At 64.8% G+C, this 21,955-nt stretch carries 21 protein-coding genes, 1 tRNA gene and 1 pseudogene; 7 read left to right on the plus strand and 16 right to left on the minus strand.

What is annotated here, in order from left to right; genetic code table 11:
* Positions 1 to 62: 62 nt before the first annotated feature.
* The 4 genes and pseudogenes from AC0IXR_RS22775 to htpG form a co-directional block, all read right to left on the minus strand.
* Positions 63 to 1,212: pseudogene (locus AC0IXR_RS22775) on the minus strand (IS3 family transposase).
* 408 nt (positions 1,213 to 1,620) lie between these two features.
* Positions 1,621 to 3,078, minus strand: a complete 1,458-nt coding sequence (locus tag AC0IXR_RS22780) for a DUF6538 domain-containing protein (RefSeq protein ID WP_471762273.1) — start codon at positions 3,076 to 3,078, stop codon at positions 1,621 to 1,623.
* A gap of 89 nt (positions 3,079 to 3,167) precedes the next feature.
* Positions 3,168 to 3,257, minus strand: a tRNA-Ser gene (locus AC0IXR_RS22785).
* Between the two features lie 144 nt (positions 3,258 to 3,401).
* The gene (gene htpG / locus AC0IXR_RS22790) at positions 3,402 to 5,234 is read right to left on the minus strand and encodes a molecular chaperone HtpG (protein ID WP_471762274.1); all 1,833 of its coding nucleotides are present in this window, start codon (positions 5,232 to 5,234) and stop codon (positions 3,402 to 3,404) included.
* Between the two features lie 239 nt (positions 5,235 to 5,473).
* Between htpG and AC0IXR_RS22795 the strand changes: the two genes are divergently transcribed.
* The 3 genes from AC0IXR_RS22795 to AC0IXR_RS22805 all read left to right on the plus strand — a co-directional run bounded on the left by AC0IXR_RS22795 (position 5,474) and on the right by AC0IXR_RS22805 (position 8,394).
* The gene (locus tag AC0IXR_RS22795) at positions 5,474 to 5,776 is read left to right on the plus strand and encodes a hypothetical protein (protein ID WP_027171815.1); all 303 of its coding nucleotides are present in this window, start codon (positions 5,474 to 5,476) and stop codon (positions 5,774 to 5,776) included.
* Positions 5,777 to 5,914: 138 nt separating this feature from the next.
* Positions 5,915 to 7,066 carry an FIST N-terminal domain-containing protein gene (locus AC0IXR_RS22800; RefSeq protein WP_471762276.1) on the plus strand — a complete coding sequence of 384 codons (1,152 nt, stop codon included), beginning with the start codon at positions 5,915 to 5,917 and terminating at the stop codon, positions 7,064 to 7,066.
* On the plus strand, positions 7,063 to 8,394 hold the full coding sequence (locus tag AC0IXR_RS22805) for an ATP-binding response regulator (RefSeq protein WP_471762277.1): 1,332 nt from the start codon (positions 7,063 to 7,065) through the stop codon (positions 8,392 to 8,394). The genes AC0IXR_RS22800 and AC0IXR_RS22805 overlap by 4 nt, the downstream gene beginning before the upstream one ends.
* Here the strand turns inward: AC0IXR_RS22805 and AC0IXR_RS22810 are convergent, their stop codons facing one another.
* The 6 genes from AC0IXR_RS22810 to AC0IXR_RS22835 all read right to left on the minus strand — a co-directional run bounded on the left by AC0IXR_RS22810 (position 8,395) and on the right by AC0IXR_RS22835 (position 13,936).
* Complete coding sequence (locus AC0IXR_RS22810; RefSeq protein ID WP_419951324.1) at positions 8,395 to 9,585, minus strand: SMP-30/gluconolactonase/LRE family protein; 1,191 nt, start codon at positions 9,583 to 9,585, stop codon at positions 8,395 to 8,397.
* 32 nt (positions 9,586 to 9,617) lie between these two features.
* The gene (locus AC0IXR_RS22815; protein ID WP_471762278.1) at positions 9,618 to 10,589 is read right to left on the minus strand and encodes an SMP-30/gluconolactonase/LRE family protein; all 972 of its coding nucleotides are present in this window, start codon (positions 10,587 to 10,589) and stop codon (positions 9,618 to 9,620) included.
* Between the two features lie 69 nt (positions 10,590 to 10,658).
* The gene (locus AC0IXR_RS22820) at positions 10,659 to 11,864 is read right to left on the minus strand and encodes an SMP-30/gluconolactonase/LRE family protein (RefSeq protein WP_471762280.1); all 1,206 of its coding nucleotides are present in this window, start codon (positions 11,862 to 11,864) and stop codon (positions 10,659 to 10,661) included.
* A gap of 97 nt (positions 11,865 to 11,961) precedes the next feature.
* Positions 11,962 to 12,327 carry a response regulator gene (locus tag AC0IXR_RS22825; RefSeq protein ID WP_056421932.1) on the minus strand — a complete coding sequence of 122 codons (366 nt, stop codon included), beginning with the start codon at positions 12,325 to 12,327 and terminating at the stop codon, positions 11,962 to 11,964.
* 189 nt (positions 12,328 to 12,516) lie between these two features.
* Positions 12,517 to 13,086 carry a hypoxanthine phosphoribosyltransferase gene (gene hpt / locus AC0IXR_RS22830; RefSeq protein ID WP_056421935.1) on the minus strand — a complete coding sequence of 190 codons (570 nt, stop codon included), beginning with the start codon at positions 13,084 to 13,086 and terminating at the stop codon, positions 12,517 to 12,519.
* 70 nt (positions 13,087 to 13,156) lie between these two features.
* Complete coding sequence (locus AC0IXR_RS22835) at positions 13,157 to 13,936, minus strand: zinc-ribbon domain-containing protein (RefSeq protein WP_471762281.1); 780 nt, start codon at positions 13,934 to 13,936, stop codon at positions 13,157 to 13,159.
* Between the two features lie 159 nt (positions 13,937 to 14,095).
* On the opposite strand from AC0IXR_RS22835, the gene ftsE reads away from it, so the two are divergent.
* The 3 genes from ftsE to AC0IXR_RS22850 all read left to right on the plus strand — a co-directional run bounded on the left by ftsE (position 14,096) and on the right by AC0IXR_RS22850 (position 16,719).
* Positions 14,096 to 14,794: a cell division ATP-binding protein FtsE gene (gene ftsE, locus AC0IXR_RS22840; protein WP_056421937.1), complete on the plus strand. Its 699-nt coding sequence runs from the start codon at positions 14,096 to 14,098 to the stop codon at positions 14,792 to 14,794.
* Positions 14,794 to 15,762, plus strand: a complete 969-nt coding sequence (locus tag AC0IXR_RS22845; RefSeq protein WP_471762283.1) for a cell division protein FtsX — start codon at positions 14,794 to 14,796, stop codon at positions 15,760 to 15,762. Before ftsE ends, AC0IXR_RS22845 begins: the two co-directional genes overlap by 1 nt.
* A gap of 264 nt (positions 15,763 to 16,026) precedes the next feature.
* Positions 16,027 to 16,719, plus strand: a complete 693-nt coding sequence (locus tag AC0IXR_RS22850) for a YdcF family protein (protein WP_207412351.1) — start codon at positions 16,027 to 16,029, stop codon at positions 16,717 to 16,719.
* A 13-nt stretch (positions 16,720 to 16,732) separates the two neighbouring features.
* On the opposite strand, the gene AC0IXR_RS22855 is transcribed toward AC0IXR_RS22850, so the two are convergent.
* The 5 genes from AC0IXR_RS22855 to AC0IXR_RS22875 form a co-directional block, all read right to left on the minus strand.
* On the minus strand, positions 16,733 to 17,152 hold the full coding sequence (locus tag AC0IXR_RS22855; RefSeq protein ID WP_461234540.1) for a hypothetical protein: 420 nt from the start codon (positions 17,150 to 17,152) through the stop codon (positions 16,733 to 16,735).
* Between the two features lie 180 nt (positions 17,153 to 17,332).
* A complete protein-coding gene (locus AC0IXR_RS22860; protein ID WP_207412308.1) occupies positions 17,333 to 17,584 on the minus strand; it encodes a hypothetical protein in 252 nt (83 codons plus the stop codon).
* Positions 17,585 to 17,826: 242 nt separating this feature from the next.
* Positions 17,827 to 17,985 carry a hypothetical protein gene (locus tag AC0IXR_RS22865; RefSeq protein ID WP_200919001.1) on the minus strand — a complete coding sequence of 53 codons (159 nt, stop codon included), beginning with the start codon at positions 17,983 to 17,985 and terminating at the stop codon, positions 17,827 to 17,829.
* A gap of 132 nt (positions 17,986 to 18,117) precedes the next feature.
* Positions 18,118 to 18,441, minus strand: coding sequence for a hypothetical protein (locus AC0IXR_RS22870; RefSeq protein ID WP_056421950.1), 324 nt, complete (start codon positions 18,439 to 18,441; stop codon positions 18,118 to 18,120).
* On the minus strand, positions 18,438 to 18,611 hold the full coding sequence (locus AC0IXR_RS22875; RefSeq protein WP_471762284.1) for a hypothetical protein: 174 nt from the start codon (positions 18,609 to 18,611) through the stop codon (positions 18,438 to 18,440). Before AC0IXR_RS22875 ends, AC0IXR_RS22870 begins: the two co-directional genes overlap by 4 nt.
* A gap of 822 nt (positions 18,612 to 19,433) precedes the next feature.
* On the opposite strand from AC0IXR_RS22875, the gene AC0IXR_RS22880 reads away from it, so the two are divergent.
* A complete protein-coding gene (locus AC0IXR_RS22880) occupies positions 19,434 to 20,345 on the plus strand; it encodes an MBL fold metallo-hydrolase (protein ID WP_056421952.1) in 912 nt (303 codons plus the stop codon).
* A gap of 63 nt (positions 20,346 to 20,408) precedes the next feature.
* On the opposite strand, the gene AC0IXR_RS22885 is transcribed toward AC0IXR_RS22880, so the two are convergent.
* Complete coding sequence (locus AC0IXR_RS22885; protein WP_471762286.1) at positions 20,409 to 21,878, minus strand: amino acid permease; 1,470 nt, start codon at positions 21,876 to 21,878, stop codon at positions 20,409 to 20,411.
* Positions 21,879 to 21,955: the final 77 nt, after the last annotated feature.

Below are 21,955 nucleotides of genomic sequence, written 5' to 3' on the forward strand. Positions count from 1 at the left end.
TGCCCCCATTCGGTGGCCCAGGTTCGAAGTTAATGCATCGTTGGTCGCGTGACGATGGCGGGTTAAACGACCGGCGCTGAGCTGTTCGGTTCCGTTGGCCAAATGACGACCTCCGGCGCAGGCGAGTGGTAGCCGAGCGACGAGTGCGGTCGGATGCTGTTGTAGTGCCACCGCCATTGCTCGATCACGACGCTGGCCTCCTTGAGGGTGTAGAACACCTCGCCGTTGAGGAGTTCGTCCCGCAGCTTCGCGTTGAAGCTCTCGCAATAGCCGTTCTCCCAGGGACTGCCCGGCTCGATGTAGGCAGTCGTCGATCCAACCGCCGCGATCCAGTCCTGTACGGCCTTGGCAATGAACTCCGGCCCGTTGTCCGAGCGGATATGACCGGGCACACCGCGAAGACTGAATAGGTCCGAGAGCACGTCGATCACGTCCTGCGCCTTGAGCTTACGGGCGACCCGGATGGCCAGGCACTCGCGGGTGAACTCGTCGATCACATTCAACATCCGGTACTTGCGACCGTTGTGCGTGCGGTGCTCGACGAAGTCGTAGGACCAGACGTGGTCGGGCCGCTGCGGGCGCACGCACGAGCCGTCGTTGAGCCAAAGGCGTGCCCGCTTTGGCTGGCGAGCCGGAACCTTGAGCCCCTCGCGGCGCCAGATCCGTTTGACCCGCTTCACGTTCACCGTCCAGCCGTCACGCCGGAGCAAAGCCGTGATCCGACGGTAGCCGTAGCGCCCGTACTGGAGAGCCAAAGCGACGATGGCGGCCGTCAGAGCGGCCTCGCCTCGACCAGGACGGCGACCCTGCGTTGCGTCGAACGATGCTGAACCAGGACACGGCAGGCGAAACGTTCGGACACACCGTGCTCGGCAACGACGCAAGCGACATAAGCCCGGCGGCGAGCCGGGCTCAGAAGTTTTGCTGGCGCTGCCCTTTGGGTCCCGAAGCTGCCTCCTTCAAGATGAGCTTCTCCAAAGTCAGGTCGGAGATCGCCCGACGAAGGCGCTGGTTCTCGGCCTCCAGAGACTTCAACCGCTTGACCTGGTCACCCTTCAGGCCGCCGTATTCGGAGCGCCAGCGGTAATACGTGACCTCAGTCACCTCAGTGGAGCGGATTGCTTCGGCAACCTTACGACCTTGCGAGACTAGAACATCAACTTGGCGCAGCTTGGCGACAATCTCTTCAGCCGTATGCTTCTTCTGTCCCATGACAACATCCTCCACATGGCTCGAAGTCATACCTCAGGGAGGACCACTTTTCAGGAGGCAGGCCACAAGTGGATCTGCAAAGCCACAATTCGACTAAAACAGATGCCACTTACCACGTTCTAGACTGATATTTTCGTATAACATTCCATTTTTATATTATCATGATTCAAGCCCGAATTCTAAATCTAGCTCACGCGGCACTGGAATTTTCTCAATCTGAGAGAACAGCATCGAAATAGAATAATCATCGCCATAGAGTTCGCTTGACTCACCCTCACTATGCCCCATCAGTCTATTTCTTATCTCTCCTGGTATCCCAGAATTTTTGCATTGAGTGGAGAAGCGGTGCCTAAAAGAATGGCTAGGACTAATGCGAGGATCCGTAATCCCTATTTTATTTCTCACCCATCAACTAATCACCTTGGTTGCGTTTCCTCCGCGATTGCCAAACCGATCGGGCGTGGCATCGAAAAATAAATTGTCCATTTTACATGATGCCACAAATTGCAGAAATCCTTCCTCAATAAGCCGAGGATGAATTGGAATGTGACGTTTTGAGCTAAAGCTTTTCAGACTCTTCAGTCCATCTCCCAGTTTTTTAGGTCTCGTGCTTTCTTCGTCGTCATCATAATCGAGCGTCATCCGAAAATAATGAATCCCCATCTCTGAAGAGATGTCGGATCGCTCCAACTGACAGATCTCTGAAATGCGTGCGCCAGTGAAACAGGCGATCCAGGGAACCCACTTTCGATAGCCATTGCGGTCACGAGCGGCTATCAGGACGCGGACGGTTTCTTCATCGGTGAAATCGCGCTTCGTCGATCGCCTTTTGCCTTTGACGGCTGCGCGAGGCTGCTTAAGACCCATAAAGGGATTATTCGGACATTTTCCATTCGCTACGGCCCAGCTGTAGATCGCTTTGACAGCGTAAATGTCATTCGAAACGCTTTTTGCTGACCGTTCGGCAAGGGAGGCAATCTTCCAATCTGAAGCGTCCGACAAGCTGGCAGTGTGGAACATCAAACGTCGCTCCGTAAGGAAGGAAGTCCATCTGCGCAGCTTGCTGGAGAACGTATAGAAGGTCTTCTCGGCCGGCTTATGATCACGTTTCCAACCCTGCAAAATATCCTCCGTGGTTGGTGCACCCACCTTCTCACGGGGAGACCGAATCAAGCGCTCGGTCCGATCATCGAGACGAGTGATCGACGTCAGGGCAGGCGTGGGCCGGGTGGCTCCGCCTTGTCGATCCCTGAGGATCGTTATCACCTCAAGCTCCGCTTCGACGAACGCCATATAGAGGCGCCGATCCGCCGGGGATCCGAATTTGATGTTCAATCCGGCATCGATGGCGGTCATCATCGCATCGTGGTTGAAGTGAGTTGCAGCGCAGTCACCCCGCGCGTTTGCATCGCGCAGCTCAGCCTCCCTGGCAGCGATCTCCTGGCTGAGGGCATTGAAGGCTTCGGGGCTCAGCGGCACGGCTCCACGACGCAGGGCTTCGTCATTGGCGAGCTGGCGGTGGCGGAAGATGGCGACCAACTTCTGGATGGTCTCGTCGTCGAGTTGTGAGATCAACGGCTGTGAGCTTAGAAGGAGGCGGCGCTTGGCAAGGCTGATGAGAGTGTCCGCCTCACCATCCAGATGGCGCGCTCGGCGACGAGCTTCATCCTCATCTCGGGTCCCAAGGCTGACCCAAAACTCTCGCCCCGCCTTGCTTCCCTTCAACGAGACAGGAGCGTCTTCGTCGAAGATTCCAGGGCCCGCGGTACCAAGCACAGCCGGCATGTCCGCGCGCAGCGCTTCCGGTATGGTGCGACGGAAATAAAAGATGCCCCGACGCTGGATCAGACCCACCATCTGCCTCATGACTTCGTAGCACTCCTTCGTAGCAGGAGCGCGGTTAGAAGCCTACGGCATCAGAATGATACCGTTACTGCAGTAGCTTAGGGGCTTAGTGGCGGAGAGGGGGGGATTCGAACCCCCGATGGGCTTGCACCCATGCCGCATTTCGAGTGCGGTACAATCAACCGCTCTGCCACCTCTCCGCGGGGCGCCTCGATGAGACGAAGGCTCGTTAGCACGAGTGCGGCGGAGATCGCAAGACGAGAAGCGCGAGTCGAGAACCGCATCGGTACTCATGGCTGGCCAACGGAGGCGCCTGCTCCCGGCAGGCGCCTCCGGTCGTGCGTTCAGGCGCCGGGGGCCAGGGCAGCGGCGACCTTGCGGGCGAAGGCCACGGGGTCGCGCGGGGTGTCGCCGTCCTGAATGCGGGCGAGATCGACGAGGGTGCCGGCGGCCTCCGCCACATCCTCCCCGGCTTCCGCCTTGGCGCCGAGGGAGGCGATCAGCGGGTGGCGCGGGTTGATCTCGAGGATCGGTAATCCGCCGGCTCCACGCCCGGCCCGGCGCAGAAGGCGCTGCATCTGCAAGTCGGGTCCGCTACCGGAGGCCGAGAGCACCACGGCGCTCTCCACCAGCCGGTCGGTGGTTCGCACGTCGGCGACGTCCTTCGCGAGCGCCGTCTTGAGGGCGGCGACGAGGACATCGACGGAGGCGGGCGCCTCGCCGGCTTCCTCGGTGGCGGCGATCTTCGAGAGGTCGAGGCCGCCCTGGGTCACCGAACGCAGGGGCTTCTCCTCGAACCGGCCGAGCTGCTCCGGCCAGAACGCGTCCACATGGTCGGAGAGCAGCAGAACCTCGACGCCGCGTGCGCGGAACCCCTCGAGCTGCGGCGAGGAGGCCAGGGCGTCGGCATCGTCGGCCACGAGGTAATAGATCGCCTCCTGACCGTCCTTCATGCGCGAGACGTAATCGGGCAGCGAGGTCCAGCCTTCCACGGCCGAGGAGCGGAAGCGCAGGAGCGGAGCGATTTCGCCCCGGCGCTCGTAATCCTCGTAGATGCCCTCCTTCAGGACGGGCCCGAAATTCTCCCAGAACGGCCGGTAGCCCTCCGCATCCTTGGCTCGGGTGCCGAGTTCGGACAGGACGCGACCGGTGACGGCGCGACGGATCTTGGTGAGGACCGGCGTCGCCTGCAGCATCTCGCGGGAGACGTTGAGGGGCAGGTCCTCGGTGTCGACCACGCCCTGTACGAAGCGCAGCCAGGTCGGCAGCAACTCGGCCTCGTCGGTGATGAACATGCGCCGGACGTGAAGCCGGACCTTGCTCGCGCGCTCGCCCTCCACCGCCTGGAACGGCTTCATGCCGGGGATGAACAGCAGCGCCGAGAATTCGAGGGCCCCTTCCGCCCGCCAGTGCAGGGTCGCCCAGGGCTCGTCGAAGTTCATGCCGACATGGCGGTAGAACTCGGTGTACTGCTCCGGGGTGACCTCGGATTTCGACTTGCGCCACAGGGCCGTGCCCTGGTTCGCGGTCTCGGTCTTGCCCTCGGCGACGATGGCGACCGGCACGGTGATGTGGTCGGCCCATTTGCGCACGACGTGGTCGAGCCGGTAGCTCTCCAGATACTCGTCGGCATCCTCCTTGAGATGAAGGACGATGTCGGTGCCGGGCTCGTCGCGTGTCGCCTGTTCCAGGGTATAACTGCCCTGGCCCTCCGAGGCCCAGGTCCAGGCTTCGTCGGAGCCGGCGCGCCGAGAGGTCACGGTCACGCGGTCGGCCACCATGAAGGCGGAGTAGAAGCCGACGCCGAACTGGCCGATCAGGCTGGGTTTGTCCTCGGCCTTCGCATCTCCGAGCGACTGGCTGAAGGCGCGGGTGCCGGAACGGGCGATGGTGCCGAGATTCTGCGCCAGCTCCGCCTTGGTCATGCCGATGCCGGGATCGGAGATCGTCAGCGTGCGCGCGGTCTTCTCGGGGGTGATCGTGACCTTTGCGTCGGCCGGCGGCGCCGAGACCGATTGCGTCAGCGCCTCGAAACGGCGCCGGTCCAGGGCATCGGCGGCGTTGGCCACCAGTTCCCGTAGGAAGATTTCACGGTCGGAGTAAAGGGCATGGACCACGAGGTCCAACAGCCGGCCGACCTCGGCACCGAATTCGTGCCGTTCCAGGGTATCGCTCAAGGGTTTGCCTCCGGGGATCGAACGGTGCGCGATATGATCCCTACAACGGGGAAATTCAATGCGTGCAACCGAGTGCGGGCAAACAGATGCCGCGAGAAGCGAACCGGTGTGCCGACTCGGAACGGCGCGAAAAACCGGCAGGTCGTGCAATCGATGGGTCGGCGGCTCCCCCAGGATGCAACCATGTCGGCTTTCAGGCGTAGCCGTGCCAGACGCACGACCCTGTTTGGAGGATGACGATGGAACCGATGAAGCCCATGGAACCGATGAAGCCTATGGAGCCGATGAAACCGATGTCCGGCGGCGAGGCCTGGTGGCCGCAGGAGCTGGGCCAGCCCTCCACCAGCGGCGGCCAGAACGGAATGCGCTATGCGTTCTTCCCCGATGCCCGCCGCCTCGTGATCGATACCGACGGCAAGCGCACCACCTACGATACCGGCGATCACCAGATCAGCGGCGTCTCCCAGAGCAACGGTTCCGCGCCGACCTTCTCGTCGCGGCAGGGCGACGTCTCGGTCAAGGACCTCAAGACGGTGGACTGACAGGTAAGGGCGGCGCGGGAGAGCGCCGCCATTGCACCCCGCTCGGCGCGCCGACATACTCGTCGGTGGCGTGACGACGAAGGCGCAAAGCCAGTCCACGACGCCGGAGGGAGCGCGACGGTGGAGGAGGACACGCGGATGCGTGGGCATCTGTGCGGGATCAAGACCTCCTGGACGATGGCGACGGCGGAGGCCGACGCCGTGGCGGACATCGCCGCCCATATCGGCCCGGCCGGCCTCTCGCACATGCTGGCCTTCTTCTCCCCCGATTACGATGTCGGCGCCCTGAACGCCGCCCTGGGGGAGGCCTTCCCCGGCACGCCCATCACCGGGTGTACGATGTCGGGCGGGATCTGCCCTGCGGGAGGCCTGGAGGGCGGCCTCGTCGTGGTGGCGTTTCCGGCCAAGGGATTTCGCGTCGTCTCGGCGATCCTCGATGCCATCGACCATCTTGATGTGGCCCGCACGGCCTCGTCGGTCCGCACGCTGCGCCGGGCGCTGGCGACGGACCCCACCGACCACGCGACGAACCGGCTCTTCGCCTTGTCCTTCATCGACGGGCTCGCCAATGCGGAGGAGACGGTGGTGTCGACCATCGCCTGGGCCCTCGACGGCATTCCGCTGGTCGGGGGATCGGCCGGCGACGATCTGCATTTCCGCGAAACGGTCTTGCTCCACGGCGGCACGATCCATCGCAGGGCGGCCGTGGTGGTGCTGGTGGAGACGGATCACCCGTTCCAGACCTTCAAGAGCGATCATTTCGAGCCGACATCGACGAAGTTCGTGGTGACGGCCTCCGACGACGAGCAGCGCATCGTCCATGAGTTGAACGCCGAGCCCGCCGCCCGCGAATACGCCATGGCGGTGGGGCTCGATCCGGAAGCGCTGACACCGATGAGCTTTGCCGCCTATCCGCTCGCCGTGAAGGTCGGCGGCGAGTATTTCTGCCGCTCGATCCGACGCATGAACGCCGATGGCTCGCTGACCTTCTTCTGCGCCATCGACGAAGGCGTCGTGCTGACCCTGGCCCAGCCACGCGACATCGTGGAGACCACCCGCAACGACCTCGCCCGCCTCGATGCGGCGTTGGGTGGGATCGACCTGATCATCGGCTTCGATTGCGTCTTGCGCCGCCTCGACGCGGAAAGCCGACAGGTCCGCCAGGGCATCTGCGATCTCTACCGCCGCTACGACGTGGTCGGGTTCGAGACCTACGGCGAGCAATACCGGGCGATGCATCTCAATCAGACCTTCACCGGCATCGCCATCGGCCGGCCGCGCGCCCGATGAAGGCCGATCATCCTGACGATGCCGCCCGCCGCATCGCCAAGCTCGAGCGCATCAACGCCGCCCTCATGGCGCATGTGGAACGCAACATGGACCAGCAGGGCGGGGCCTATTCGCTGTTTCAGACCGCGATCATCCTCGAAGGTCGGGTCCGCTCGCGCACCGAGGAGCTGACCGGGCTGATGTACAGCCTGGAGCGCTCCAACGCCGCCCTCGTCGCGGCGAAAGAGGAAGCCGAGACCGCCAACCGCTCGAAGACCCGCTTCCTCGCCGCCGCCGGCCATGATCTGCTTCAGCCGCTGAATGCCGCGCGCCTCTCGGCCTCGGCCCTCTCCGACATGCCGCTCAGCCCGGAAGCACTGGCGATGTCGGGGCAGGTGGAGCGAGGCCTGCAGACCATCGAAGATCTGATCAAGACGCTGCTCGACATCTCCAAGCTCGATGCCGGCATCGTCCGGCCGATCATCCACCCGGTGGCCCTCGCCGATCTGCTCGGGGGCATCGCTGCGAGCTTCATGCCGATGGCCGAGCGCAAGGGCCTGCGCCTCGCGGTCCGCTGCCCGGAGCTCCGGGTCGACAGCGACCCGATCCTGCTTCGTCGCATCCTGCAGAACCTCGTCTCCAATGCCGTCCGCTACACCAGCCGCGGAGGTGTGCTGATCGCCGCGCGGCGGCGGGACCAGGCGTGCCGCATCGAGATCATCGATACCGGCTGCGGCATCGAGGAGAGCGAGCGGCATCTCGTCTTCGAGGAATTTTACCGGGGCGGCAGGGAGGGTGACGAGGGTGAGCCCGGTCTCGGTCTCGGGCTCTCCATCGTCCAGCGCATGGCAACGGCCCTCGATCACGCGCTCACCCTGCATTCCCGGCCCGGCCACGGAACGCGGATGAGCCTGACCGTCCCCATCGGTACCTCTCCGGTCGAGCCGGCGGCCGGCCCCACGCCGATCGCGACGCGGCTGACGGGCGCGCGCGTGCTCATCGTGGAGAACGATCCGGCCACCGCAGATGCACTGACGCGCCTGCTGCGGAACTGGGATGCCGATGTGAGTGCTCATCGCGATCTCGCCAGCGTCGGAGAGTACGTCTCCGCCGGACGTCCACCACCGGACGTGCTGATCCTGGATTACCACCTCGACAACGGCGCCTGCGGCCTCGACGTGGCCACCTACCTACGGGGCGTGACCCGCGCAGACCTGCCAGCGATCGTCACCACCGCCGACCATTCCGCCGCGATCGAAGCCGACGTGGCGAGGCTCGGGGCGGAGCTGATGCACAAGCCGATCAAGCCGGCGCAACTGCGCGCCCTGCTCACACATCTGCTCGGCTGATCAGGCCGGGTCGGCGTCGATGCGCATCCTTAGAATCGCATAGGGCGGCTGCCTGAGGTCGCGCCCGTTATTGTAGTCGGGGCTGCGATTGACCTGCGCGGCCGTGATGTAGAGCCAGCGGTCGGGGGTGATCCAGAACGTGTCGGCCCAGATGAGCCGGGGATCCGTGGCGAGGATCGTGACAGTGCCGTCCGTCTCGCGCCGGCCGACCGCGTTGTGCTCCTGCAGGGCGAGATACACGCGGTCCTTGGAATCGGCGATGAGCCCTCCGGTCATGCCCTTCTCGCCGAGATCCTCCACAGCGGCGGCGACCTCGGCATCGGACACCGCCGGGTCGAGGAGAAGAGCGGTCTCCACTGCATAGAGTCGCCGCCCCATCAGCGGGGCGTAGTAGAGGCGTCGGCCGTCGGGGCTGAGGGCAATACCGTTCGCGCCGCCCTGGACCGGACGCGGCGGCCCCTCGGCCTTACGCTGCAGGATCTGGCGATTCTCGACTACTTTGACGATGCCCTTCTGGGACTCGGTGCTGGCATGCCGGGCGAGCCGTCGGGTGACACGACCGCTCGCGAGATCGACCGCGAGGATGGCACCATGGCCGTCCTGGCCCTGGTCCGTGATGAAGGCCACCGCCCGTCCGTCCCGGATATCGACCCTGAGGTCGTTGAGCGAGGAGGTCGCCGTGACGCCGGCCTCCAACGGGACCACCTGGGCGATCCGGTTGGTGGTCAGATCGAACCGGACGAGCTTGGCACCTCCCGGCATGGGCGGGCCCGACCCATCCGGCAATCCGGCATCGAGCACCCAGAGCCTGTCGTCGCGGTCCATCACACCATTGGGCACGTGAAGGAGCCGGTGCTGAGAGGCCTTCGGGTCGGGCTGGTTGGTGGCCTCGTCGGGATAGGGCGTCACGCTCCCGTTCGGCATGACCTCGCCGAGGGTGAAAGGGACCTTGGCGTTGAAGCGCGGCATCATCACGAAGACGCGGCCGCTTAGCGACAGGGTGATGCCGGTGGGGTTCGAGGGCGCATTCGCCAGCATGGCGAGTTCGAGCCCGGGAACGCCCTGATCGCTGGCGACCCCCGTGCCGGATTCTGCTTGGGACGCGTCCTTTTGCTCAGCGGAGGCCTGGCTGGTCAGTGCGGCAAATCCGGCGAGGCCGGCAGCCAGCATGTCACGTCGAGCGAAGGTCATGGATGCTGCAATCCTGAAGGATATGAATGCGGTCAGCGGGCTTTCACCGCGCCCCGGACCTTGAGATCGATGGCCGCCACCACGGAGCCCGCCGAAATGAAGAGGCGATTCCCGTCCTGCCCGCCGAACTCGACATTGGAGGCCGGCGTCGCGGTGGCGATCCGGCCGAGCAACGTCCCGTCGGGCAGGTAAACACGTACGCCGTCGTCACAGGCCGCGTAGATCCGCCCGGCTTCGTCGATGGCGAGCCCGTCCGGAGCGCCCGTCTCGAGCGAGGCGACGACGCGTGGATCACCGAGACGGCTCTCTTCCACCGGAAAGGCGAGGATAGCGCGGGCCCCTTCCGCATTGTCGAGGGCGGCACTGGTCTCGGTGACGTAGAGCGTTCGGCCATCCGGCGAAAAGGCGATGCCGTTCGGTTGGCCGACCGCGTCGGTCATGCCCCGGATCTCACCGGCCGGATCGATCCGGTAGACCCGCCTCGCGGACTGGGAAGGCGTCGTCTGAATGCCCTCATCCGGCACGGTGATGCCGAAGACAGGGTCGGTGAACCAGATCGCACCGTCCGGCGCGAGCGCCGCGTCGTTGGGGGAATTCAATGGCTGGCCACCATACATGTCGGCCAACACAATCATCGATCCATCGGATTCGCGACGAACGACGCGACGGGTGCGGTGCTCGCAGGTGACGAGACGTCCCTGGCCATCGAGGACGTTTCCATTGGCATTGTTGGACGGATCGCGGAACGGCATCACTCCGCCATCCTCGCCGATCACCAGCATGCGGTTCGATCGCACGTCACTGACAATGAGCCCCCCAAGGTGCGGCGCCCAGCACACGCCTTCGCACCACCGACCCTCGCGGTAGAGGGTCACCGGCCGGGCGGAGGGATCGACCAGTTCGGCGAACCGGGGATCGTCCGAACGAAGGATCGGGGCCGCCGAGGCCGGCGGGCTCCAGAGAGAAGATGCGGCGAGGCCGCAGAGGATATCGCGTCGGCGCATGGAAAAGCTCGCAACGGAGGGCAGCGGCGAGGCCCAGGCGGGTCTCGTCGACAGGTCGGGCCTTCGGTCTCAGCGGGCCGATGGGCTCGTCGTCGAGCCGGCGGCGTCGCTCGTCGGTTTGATGCTCCACAGGTCGGTCGGCAGAGCCGCCGGGGCGCCGGCCTTGTAGAAGGCCGAATCCTGGATACGAGAGGTCGTCACGTAGAGGGTCCCGTCCGGTCCCTCGGCGAAAGTATCGGGCCAGCGCAGGCGCTTGTCCTGAATCAGAGTCGTGAGGGCGGAGCCCTTGGCGGATAGGTCCCGAACCTTGATCGAATCGTCCTGGGGCGAGGTGACGTACATCCGCCCATCCTTGCGCGAGATAATGAGGCCGTCAGCGGGACCGTTGTCGCCCACCGTCTCGACCATGGCCGACAGGCTCCGGTCGCTGAGCGCCTCCGGCACGAGCGACGAAGTCAGCCATCCGGTGAGCGCGGATGTCGGCAGGCTGTAGAGGGTTCGCCCCTTGATCGCCTGCCAGTAGAGGGTGCCGCCATCGGGCGAGAGGGCGATACCATCGGCGGCGAATTCCACGCCGCGCCCATCGGGTCGCCGCAGCGGCTTGCCCTCATAGGTCACCGTCACGCTCTTGTCGGGTTGGGTCGTCGGATCGCCGTCGAGGAGGCGACGGGCCTTGCCGCTGGCGAGATCGACCACGACGAGGGCACCGCTCGCACCCGAGTCGGTGATGTAGGCGGTCTTCCCATCCGGCGAGAAGCGGACGTCGTTGAGGTAGGAGCCCTGCGGGGCCACCGCCTCGTCGAAGGCGATGATGCGAGCGGGCTTGTTCGTCTTGAGGTCGATCTCCACGAGCTTCGGCCCGTTCTTCACCAATGCGGCCATGGCGGGAGCGGCCGGATCGAGAACCCAGAGATTGCCGTCGTGGCTCGCCACGACACTCTGGACACAGATCCAATGGTCGCCCGCCGAAACCTCGTCCTTGCGCGCGTTGCGCCAGGCGTTCCACTCGGCATCGGGAAAGGGCGTGATCCGACCGTCCTTTACCTCGGCAACGGAAACGACGCTGTCCTCCGTCCAACGGGGGAAATTGACGAAGACGCGTCCGTCCTTCGTCACGGTAACGCCGGTCACTTGGTGCTCGAAGCTGGCGACCTTGGCGAGGGCGCCGGCGGGTGCCGAACCGGTCTGGGCTTCAGCCCATGCGGAGCCCGCGACGATCGTGCCGGAGAGAAGCACCGCGGCCAGGGCGGCGCGGGTGGTCGTCGATGACATCATGGGGCACTCGTGGCGGGGAGAGAGAGGTACTGCTCCCTCCGGCAACGCAACGACCGGCGGCCAAGCTTCAATCAAATTTTCAAGGGGTGACGCGTCTTCAGGCGGCGAGCGCGCGCCTCACGGTGGAACGCAGGTCCGCCAGCGAGAACGGCTTCGTCAGCACGTCGGTGACGATGGCGTCGAGACCGCGGGCACGCTCGCGCTGGTCGGCGAACCCCGTCATCAGGAGGATGGTCAAGTTGGGAAAATCGCGCTTTGCCGCGAGGGCGAGGGCGATGCCGTCCATGAGCGGCATGCGGATATCGGTGAGCATCAAATCGAACGCCCCGTCCGCCTCCGTCAGCCGATCCAGCCCGTCACTGCCATCCGACGCCGTCACGACGGAATGACCGTCAATTTCCAGGCCCCGCTTCAGGAAACCACGTACCGGCTCTTCGTCATCAACAAGGAGAATTCGCGCCATCAACTCTTTGTCTCTGCTGGACCGCCCAGACTGCGCTTCTACTCAGCCCCTATGTCAAGGGCTGCTTTGCATCAAATAATACGTAAATGTTGCGCAATATGTGGCCGCGCGCAATTGTCGCCATAAACCCACGGGTGAACCCTCGCGAACCCGATTCATCGCGTGCCTCGCCTCCCTGAAGAGGGGGGCTCAGGTTCCGCCGAAGAGATCCGGCTCGCTGCTCACATGGTCCACGAGACCGACGAAGGGAAGTTGCCGATATTCGTGCGCGACATCCATGCCGTAGCCCACCACGAACACATCGGGGCAGGTGAAGCCGACGAAATCGGCATCGATGGTCACGGCCCGCTTGCCCGGCTTCTCGAGCAGAACGGCGGTCAGCACCCGCTTGGCCCCACGCGCCATGAGCAGATCCTTGGCGAAGACGACGGTGCGTCCCGATTCCAGGATATCGTCCACGAGCAGCACGTCGCGTCCGCGAACCTCGCTCTCCACGTCCCGCAGGATCGCGACCTGCCCCGAGGATACCGTCCCGCTGCGGTAGCTCGACAGGTGCACGAACTCGACCTGTGGCGACAGGCCCGAGCGGTGCAAGGCCCGCAGCAGGTCGGCGGCGAACATGAAGCTGCCTTTGAGAACCGCCACGACAAGGAGGTTCTCGGGCTTGGCCGCGACGATGGCTGCGGCTAGCTCCTCGTTGCGGTTCGCGATGGCGGCTTCGTCGAAGAGGACGCGGACGCGTCGGGTCGGGCTGGTCATACATTCTCCCTACCACGAGCAGAGCCGGCTGGCATCGATTTTCGCCCTCAACCAGTGGCAATGTCAGGGGTCAGTGAGCGACATCCGCTTCCGGCGCTCCACGTTCCGGCGCGAACCCGACCTTGATCGTACGCCCCTGTGCCGGCGGCGACGACAGGCTCGCCCTGAACCGGGCCGTCTCGCGGTCCTCGAGGCTGGAACGCGGCGGCGTCACGGTCCAGCGGTAGATGGTCTGGTCCTGCGCGTCGCGCACCTGGATTTCGATCGGCGGTACCGGGACGGTGGTGCCCGCCACACCGACCACGTCGCCTTCTATGACGAGTTGGGACGCCGCCCCCTCGCCCTGGGTCTGGTAGGCCGCGAGATCGCGGATCTCGATGCCGCGAAGGTTCACCGGCATACCGATCCGGGCATAGAGCGAGGCGCTCTGGGGCATGGCCCGAACCACGGTGCTGCGCGCGAGGAGCGCCAGGGGAATGCCGGCCAGCAGGGCGAGCCCGAAGGCGGCGGCTGGCGACGGAGCGCTCCAGCGCTTCTTTGGCGGCGTCCTCCCCGTGGCCTTGCGAACCGGCTTATCTTCGAGCACCGGGTCCACCGTCGCGGACTGGGCCTCCTCGGCCAAAGCCGCTTCCCATGCGTCGAGATCGGCCTGCGCTTCGCCGCGCCCCTCCACAGAGCCCATCGCCGCCTGAATCTCGGCCATCTCCTCGGCAAGGGCGGCGGCGACCTCGTCGGGTGAGATGAACCAGGTCTCGCGACAGGCGGCGCAGCGCACGGAGCGACCCTCGACGCCGACCCTGTCGGTGGCGATGTCGTATTCGCTTGCGCAGGAGGGGCATACGATCAGCATGGCGAATCGCCGCCTCGAATATCTCGATCGGCAGTTGCCGGCTCGGTGAAAAAGACTCACACCGTCATCGCCGGAAGCGGTTAATCCTCCGTGAAGCGGCGGATATGGGAGGGCAGGCTTGTCAGCAGAATCGCGCATCGACGGATCCGGGACCCTAGCGTGAGCCGTGACAGCCTCCTGTCGGGCGTCGAGGAGCCCGTGGTTCAGTTCGAGAATGTCGGCATGCGCTACGGCCTCGGGCCGGAAGTGCTGAGCGACGTGAGCTTCCAGATCGCCCCGCGCTCGTTCCAGTTTCTCACCGGCCCTTCGGGCGCGGGAAAGACCACCCTGCTGCGCCTGATCCTGCTTTCGGTGCGGCCGACGCGCGGATTGGTCTCGGTGTTCGGGGAAGAGGTCAGCGATATTTCCAACGAGGCGCTCACCGGCCTGCGCCGGCGGATGGGCATCGTGTTTCAGGATTTCCGCCTGCTCGACCACCTGACCACCTACGAGAACGTCGCCCTCCCCCTGCGCGTCCAGGGTCGGGCGGAAACGAGTTACCGCGCCGAGGTGGTGGAACTCCTGCGCTGGGTCGGCCTCGGCGAGCGCATGCATGTTCTGCCGCCGCTTCTGTCGGGCGGCGAGAAACAGCGCGCGGCGATCGCCCGCGCGCTGATCGCCCGGCCCGACCTGCTCCTTGCCGACGAACCCACCGGCAATGTCGATCCCGGCCTCGGTCGCCGTCTGTTGCGGCTGTTCATCGAACTCAACCGCCTCGGCACCTCGGTCCTGATCGCGACCCACGATTTCGCCTTGATGGACCTCGTCGACGCCCCCCGGCTCGTTCTGGGCCAGGGCCGGCTTCAGATCGAACGCTGATGGGTGAGGCTAGCCTAGACCCGCGTCCCGCGATGCCCGTCACACCCGACCAGGAGGCCGGCCTGCCGGCGACCCTGCGACGCAACGCGCCCCTTGTCCCCACCGATTCGGCGGCGAGCCGGGCGCTCGCCGCGGTGATCGCGATCCTGACCTTCCTGGCCGCCCTGTGCGCCGGGGCGGCCGAGATCGTCGCGTCCAGTGCCAACCAGTGGCAGGGCAGCGTCGCGCAGGAAGTGACGATCCAGGTGAGGCCCAGCGTCGGCCGTGACATCGATGCCGACGTGGCGAGGGCCGAGTCGCTGGCCAAGGCCACGCCCGGCATCGCCAGCACGCGGATCTTCTCGAAGGCGGAGGCGGAGCGCCTGCTCGAACCCTGGCTCGGGAGCGGCCTCGACCTCTCGGACCTTCCGGTACCGCGTCTCGTCACCCTGAAGCTCGCGGAATCCCCTCCCCCGGATTTGAAGGGATTGCGGGGGTCGCTCAGCGAGGCGATGCCGGGGGTCGCGAGCCTCGACGACCATGCCTTGTGGCTTCAGCGGCTCTCGACCATGGCCAATACCTTCGTCGGCGTCGGAGTCGGTATCGTGACCCTCGTCCTGATCGCCACCGGCCTCGCCGTCGTGTTCGCCACACGAGGAGCCATGGCCGGCAATCGCGAGGTCGTGGAGGTGCTGCATTTCGTCGGCGCGAACGACGACTTCATCGCCCGCGCGTTCCAGCGTCGGTTCTTCCGCCTCGGCCTGCGTGGCGGGATCATTGGCTCGTGCTTGGCTCTGGCCGTGTTCGCGCTCGCCGGACTGCTCGCCCAGGTCTGGCGTTCGGGACCCGCCGGGGACGAGATCGAGGCCTTATTCGGTGCGTTCCATATCGGTTGGCGCGGCTATGCCGCTGTCCTCCTCATCGGCGTCATCGCATCGGTGGTCACCGGCATCGTCTCGCGGCTGACCGTCCGGCGTTTCCTGCGCTGAAGCCGGTTTTCCGGTCGCCGGACCCGCCAGATCAGCGGTTCCGTATGACATCATAGGACTACAGACATCCGCGCCGGATCCGCGTTAACCATTCGTAAACCCATCGGGGCGGAAATGTCGCCTCGCGGATGACGCATTCCGCGCTACCTTTGGAGAATGGCCACGCGGATGTCAGGACACGGCACCACTCGCCCTCCAGAGGCGTTCGGTTGGGTCTGGCCACGGGGTCGGGCGGAATCGTCGGTGCCTCCCGCGCGGATCGCCATGGTGATGTCTTCAACCCTCCGCCGTCTCGGTCAAATCGCCTTCGGCCTCGGTGCCGTCGCTACCCTGGCCCTGGTCGCCGGCTTCCTGGTGTTCGCGGAATCGATCGCCCGTGACGAGCGCACTCTCGACGGCCGTGCGGACGGGATCGTGGCCTTGACCGGGGGTGCCCAGCGCATCGGCGACGCGATCGACCTTCTGGCCGGTGGCTATGGCCGACGTCTTCTCATTACCGGCGTGAACGAGCGGACCAGCCGCGACGAGATCGCCCGGCTCAATCCGAGCCAGCGCCACTGGATCGAGTGCTGCGTCGATCTCGATTACCGGGCCCGCAACACGATCGGCAACGCCATCGAGACCCGTCGCTGGATGCGCCAGCACCGGTTCAACACCGTGGCCGTGGTGACGTCGAATTATCATATGCCCCGAACCCTGGTGGAGCTCGACCACGCATTGATGGGCAAGGACCGCGTCCTCCCCCATCCGGTGATCGCGGAAGGTTTCGACGCCGATCGCTGGTGGCGTCATCCGGGAACGGCGAAGCTCATCGGTTCAGAATACCTGAAGTTCCTCGTCGCCTGGTTGCGGACGCGGTTCGAGGCCGACCCGGAACAGTCGCGGGCGGCGATCATGATGGGCAGGGGAAAGCCGATCAAGCTCGTCTCCGAAGCGGTCCTGCGCGCGCAATACTGACAAGGCTCTGTCTTCAGCGCGAGCTGGTGCGCTCCATGCGCAGGGTCACGACCTCCGCGCCGGCCTGATAGTGTGTGGCAAGAGATGCCGGATCCGGCTTTCGCGCCTTGCGAGACACAATGCGCGGCCCGGGATTTCGGGTCTGGCGCATGAACCGTCGGGCGGGCGTGTCGATCACGTATACAACGGGTGTCCCCACGGAGGCGGGACGGATGCCGGTCGCGGTGGGAATGCCGTAAGTTCCATAGCCCCAAGCGCTCGGAACGAGTTCGGTCGGACGCGGGAACCGTACCAGCGGAGCAACACCATACGCCGCAGCCGGATACGGTCCGGCGTAGCGATCATCGAACCGGAGATCCGAATGACCGTAGCCGGAAGTCACCGCGGTCTGAGCATGGGCAACGGGCACAACGAGGAGGGTGAGCACCAGCATTGCTGAATGCGCTGACCATCTCCTCATCGCCAACATGCGAACCTCGTAGCGCGCAGGCCTGAGCCGGGAACGATGGCTCGGCTGACGACCGAGCCATACGGTGGTCGGATAGCCGGAATGAACGAAATGGACGAGACCCTATGGATGAACCGGTCCCGCACGACCGCAGCGGCGATCACCTCAGCGGCAGGTGGTGACCCGGCGAACGATCCAGCCCTCGCCATCGACGAACAACCGCTTGCGCGATTTCGTGCAGGCCAGGGCATCGTCCTCGGCCTCTACCGTCAATGCGACTTTGCCGACTTCCGCGTCCCGCTGAACACTCGTGGACGAGGCTCCCTCGGTTCCCGGCATCGCGGAGGCCGGGATAGAGGTGGCGCCGACGATGAGCGCAACGCCCAACGCAGCGGAAAGACCGAATCGTTTCGCCATCGCAACCTTGCCCGCGCGCCGTTGTCCGGAGCGCCTTAAAGACCCAAGCCAGTGCGCTCACCGCAGCGCTTGGTCTATAAAGTCGCGTGAGGGCGAAACAGTTGCAGTGCGATGACGCAACGCACTGTGAAAGTCGTCAGCATGGGTCGATTGTGTCGAACCGCACAGCCAGCGCCAAGCTCGTCGCCTGAGGCGATCACTTCAGGCATCGTCTGCCGGGTCGCAAATCCGGCGCGAAACCCTCAATGTGCGGCGGTGACACTGAGCAAGGGCAGGGTCACGGCGAGTTCCGGGGCGCCGAGTATCCGGGGCGCCAGCGAAGGAAGGGCCAAGGCCGCGATGCCAAGGACCAGGGTGAGGCCGAGGAGCGACGTTTCGAGACCGCGGTAGATCACGTCCATTCCCACCTCCACCCTGCAGGATCGAGCCGATCATGCGGGCTGGTGGGTTAACCAATCCCTTCCGCGATGTTGCGTCTCGATAGGTGGGATGGTGGATCGACGCCCCGGCGCGCCAGTGACCCCGATGAGACGTCACGCTCGTCCGAGCGTCACCATGTGGGCGAGGTCTGGTTCGGGCGGCTTCAGCAGGGAAGCGGCCAGATTGGCTTCGAGCACGATGAGATCGCTGTCCGGATCGGGCTCCCAACCGCAACCACAGCCGCCGGGGCCTTCATGTGCCTGGGCAATCTGTCGATACAGGGTCCCGATGGTCCGTGCCGCCGTGGCCAGCGCCTGGAGCGCCGGAAGGGGATGGCGGTTCAGGCTGGTCCAGAAGGCGCGGCGCAAGGCCTCGTCCAGCTCGCTTCCCTCTTTGGGCGGCTCGATACATGGCCGGGTCGATCGGAAGGCGCTCACGCAATCTCTCCTTTTACAATCGGAATCGGCTTGTGCCTAAGCACCGGCTCCCTCGCGGCAGCCAGGAAATCGATGAAGTCGGCAAGGCGGTGAAGGCGCATGTCGACGGCACAGCCATCCCACCACGCCAGCCGTGCATAGCCGCGGACCAGTTCCAGCATCCGTTCCATTTTGGACGGCCTTCTCATCGCGCATTGCCCCGATAACCGACATAAAGAGGCAATCACCCCAATCAATCAAGTGTAAGCCTGAATATTTGAAAGACTATAAAACGCGAGCAGCGGAAATATTCCGCAGTCTTGATTTGGAAATATTCGAATTCGCGAGCCATAGCTGCCCATCAGCGGTAGCACGGGAGAGCGCCAAGCTGCTCCACTTCCGGTTCCTTGTATCCGCATCCAGCGCCAGCGATGGCCGTGACGGCCCATGCCGTCAGCCGGTCCTTCCCCCATAGGCCGGAATCCATGCGCAGCCTCGGCCCTCATCGTTTCCCGGACGATAGACCTCGGTAAAGCACGTGCCGATCAGGATCGGGAAGTCCGAGTGTCGGAGACCGAAGAGTGCAAAGGTCGATGGGCCGAGCCGAGAAGGCTCCGGCAAAGACATTTCCCGATTTTCTCTGGAATCGCGACGGAGATGCTGTCGTCAGGATCGGGCACGAACTCGTCACGAGGGCCGGATTCGCCGTCTCGGCAACGCCACATTGGCTCTGCCCGAGGCGACGGCCGCCCGGAGCCTCGGCCATTTCACGCAGGCGAATATTGGGCTCGCTCCAATTGAAAGCTGGCCGGTGAGCGCGGTTTTGCCGAGGACGAGCGTCTCCAGGCTGTGTGCGTGGCCGCACATCGATGTCGGAGGGGGCTGACTACCTCATGGTCAACCCCACTTCGATCCTGGCAACCTGTTTGTGACCGTTCTCGCGAAGAATGGATCGCATCGGTGCGCCGAAAGGCACCGGGTCTCAGGCGGATCGGGCAATCGGTAGTCGAACCATGAGTATGACGCACACGCCCTCGACCGAAGACGGCCTCTCCCTACGCTTCTGGGGCGTCCGCGGTTCCACGCCCGTTAGCGGGCCGGATTATGTCGAGTTCGGCGGCAACACCCCGTGCCTGGAGATCCGCTGCGGCTCGCGCCTGTTCATCGTCGATGCCGGCTCGGGCCTGAATGCCTGCGGGCTGCATCACCGCGAGGAGATGCCGAAAGAGATCGACCTCCTGTTGAGCCATCTGCATCTCGACCACACGGCGGGTCTGCCGTTCTTCAAGCCGGTCATCTTCAACCCGGAACGGACGATCAACACCTATTGCGGCAATCTCGACGGAGCGAGCGCGAAGGAGACCCTGGACCGCCTGTTCTCGCCGCCACTCTTCCCGGTGACCTTGGACATCCTTCCCTGCACCCTTGCCCATCACGGCTTCAAGGCCGGCGAGGCGCTCGATTTCCCCGATGGGTCGCGTGTGGACACGATCCTCCTCAACCACCCGCAAGGATCGGTGGGGTACCGCTTCGACCATGGCGGAAAACGCCTCTGCATCATCAGCGACATCGAGCATTCCGACCCGTGGCCGGACGAGTCCCTGCGCCGGTTCGTGGAAGGCTCGGACCTCCTCGTCTACGACGGCATGTTCACCGAGTCGGAATATCCGCGCTGCTGCGGCTGGGGTCATTCCACATGGCAGAAGGGCGTCGAACTGGCGAAGGCCGCCGGTGCCAAGGCGCTCGCGATCATCCATCTCCATCCCGCCCATAGCGACGCCATGCTGCGTGCCGTGGAAGCCGAGATGCAGTCCGAAATGCCGACGGCGTTCGTCGCGCGCGAGCGGCAGATCGTCCATGTGGGCGAGGTGATGGTGGAGAAGGATTCCAAAAGCCCTCTCTTGTCGCTGATCAAGACAGCCTGACGGATCAGGCCGCCGTCCCGAGCACCGGATCCCGTTCCCTGGGGACAGCCGAGACTGCTACGGTCAGGCCGCCTCCGCCCGGCCGAGACGGCTGTTGCGTCGGCTCCAGGCGAAGTAGATCACAAGTCCTACCGCGAGCCAGGCAATCAGTCGCAGCCAGGTCTGGCCGTCGAGGGACACCATCATGGCGAGGCAGCTGACGATGCCGAGGATTGGCACCAGCGGCACCAGCGGCGTCCGGTAGTCCCGTCGCGCATCGGGCTGAGTCCGGCGCAGGATGATGACTCCCGCACAGACCAGGATGAAGGCGAGCAGGGTGCCGATGCTGGTCATGTGGCCAAGCTGGCTGATCGGCAGGAAGCCGCCGAGCGCGCTGGTGAACACCATGAAGAACAGGTTCGAGCGGTAGGGCGTCTTCCAGGTCGGGTGGATCTTCGAGAAGAAGCCCGGCAGCAGCCGGTCCTGGCTCATGGAATAGAACACCCGGCTCTGGCCCAGCAGCAGGACCAGGATCACGGTGGAGAAGCCGGCGATGACGCCGAGGGTCACGAGGCTCTTCAGCCACGGGAACGGGGTCTGGGCGATCGCCGTGTTCACAGGCGCAGCATCGCCCTTCATGGCGTCGTAATGCACGAGGCCGGTGAGCACGCCGGCGAAGGCGATGTAGATCACCGTGCAGATGGCCAGCGAGCCGAGGATGCCGATCATCATGTTGCGTTGGGGGTTCTTGGCCTCCTGCGCCGCCGTCGAGACCGCGTCGAACCCGATATAGGCGAAGAACACGACGCCAGCGCCGCGCATGATCCCGCTCCAGCCGTACTCGCCGAACGTGCCGGTATTCTCGGGGATGAACGGCACGTAGTTCTGCGCCTTGATGTAGAACAGGCCGACGCCCACCACGACCGCCACCACCGCGAGCTTGATCGCCACGACGACGGCGTTGACCCGGGCGGATTCGCGGATGCCGATCATCAACAGGGCCGAGACGGCGACGATGATGAGGATCGCCGGCAGGTTGACGATGCCATGCGCCGTCACCCCGTCGACCGTGTAGGTTTCGAAGGGGGAATTGACGAGGCTGGGCGGCAGGTTGATGCCGAGGGTGTCCCGCAGGAACCGGGTGACGTAGCTCGACCAGCTCACCGAGACGGTGGCCGCGCCGACAGCGTATTCGAGCACGAGGTCCCAGCCGATGATCCAGGCCACGAACTCGCCCATCGTGGCGTAGGCGTAGGTATAGGCCGAACCCGCCACGGGGATCATGCCCGCGAGCTCGCTGTAGCACATGCCGGCGAAAGCGCAGGCGATCGACGCGATGGCGAAGGAGATCACCACGGCCGGTCCCGCATGTTCGGCTGCCGCGATCCCGGTGAGGGAGAACAGGCCGGCCCCAATCACCGCGCCGATGCCGAGGGCGACGAGGCTCCAGGGGCCGAGGGTGCGCTCGAGCTTGTTCTCACCGCCTTCGGCATCGGCATTCAGTCGCTCGAGGGATTTCGTCCGGGTGAGATCGCCAGCGAGGCCTGATGCCATGGATCGATGCCCTTCATGGTTGGAGCGAGGAAGTCCGGCGGCCAGCGCATCGCGACCATGCAGCTTTCTCGCCAGGG

This window comes from Methylobacterium sp. AC832, from assembly GCF_979256025.1.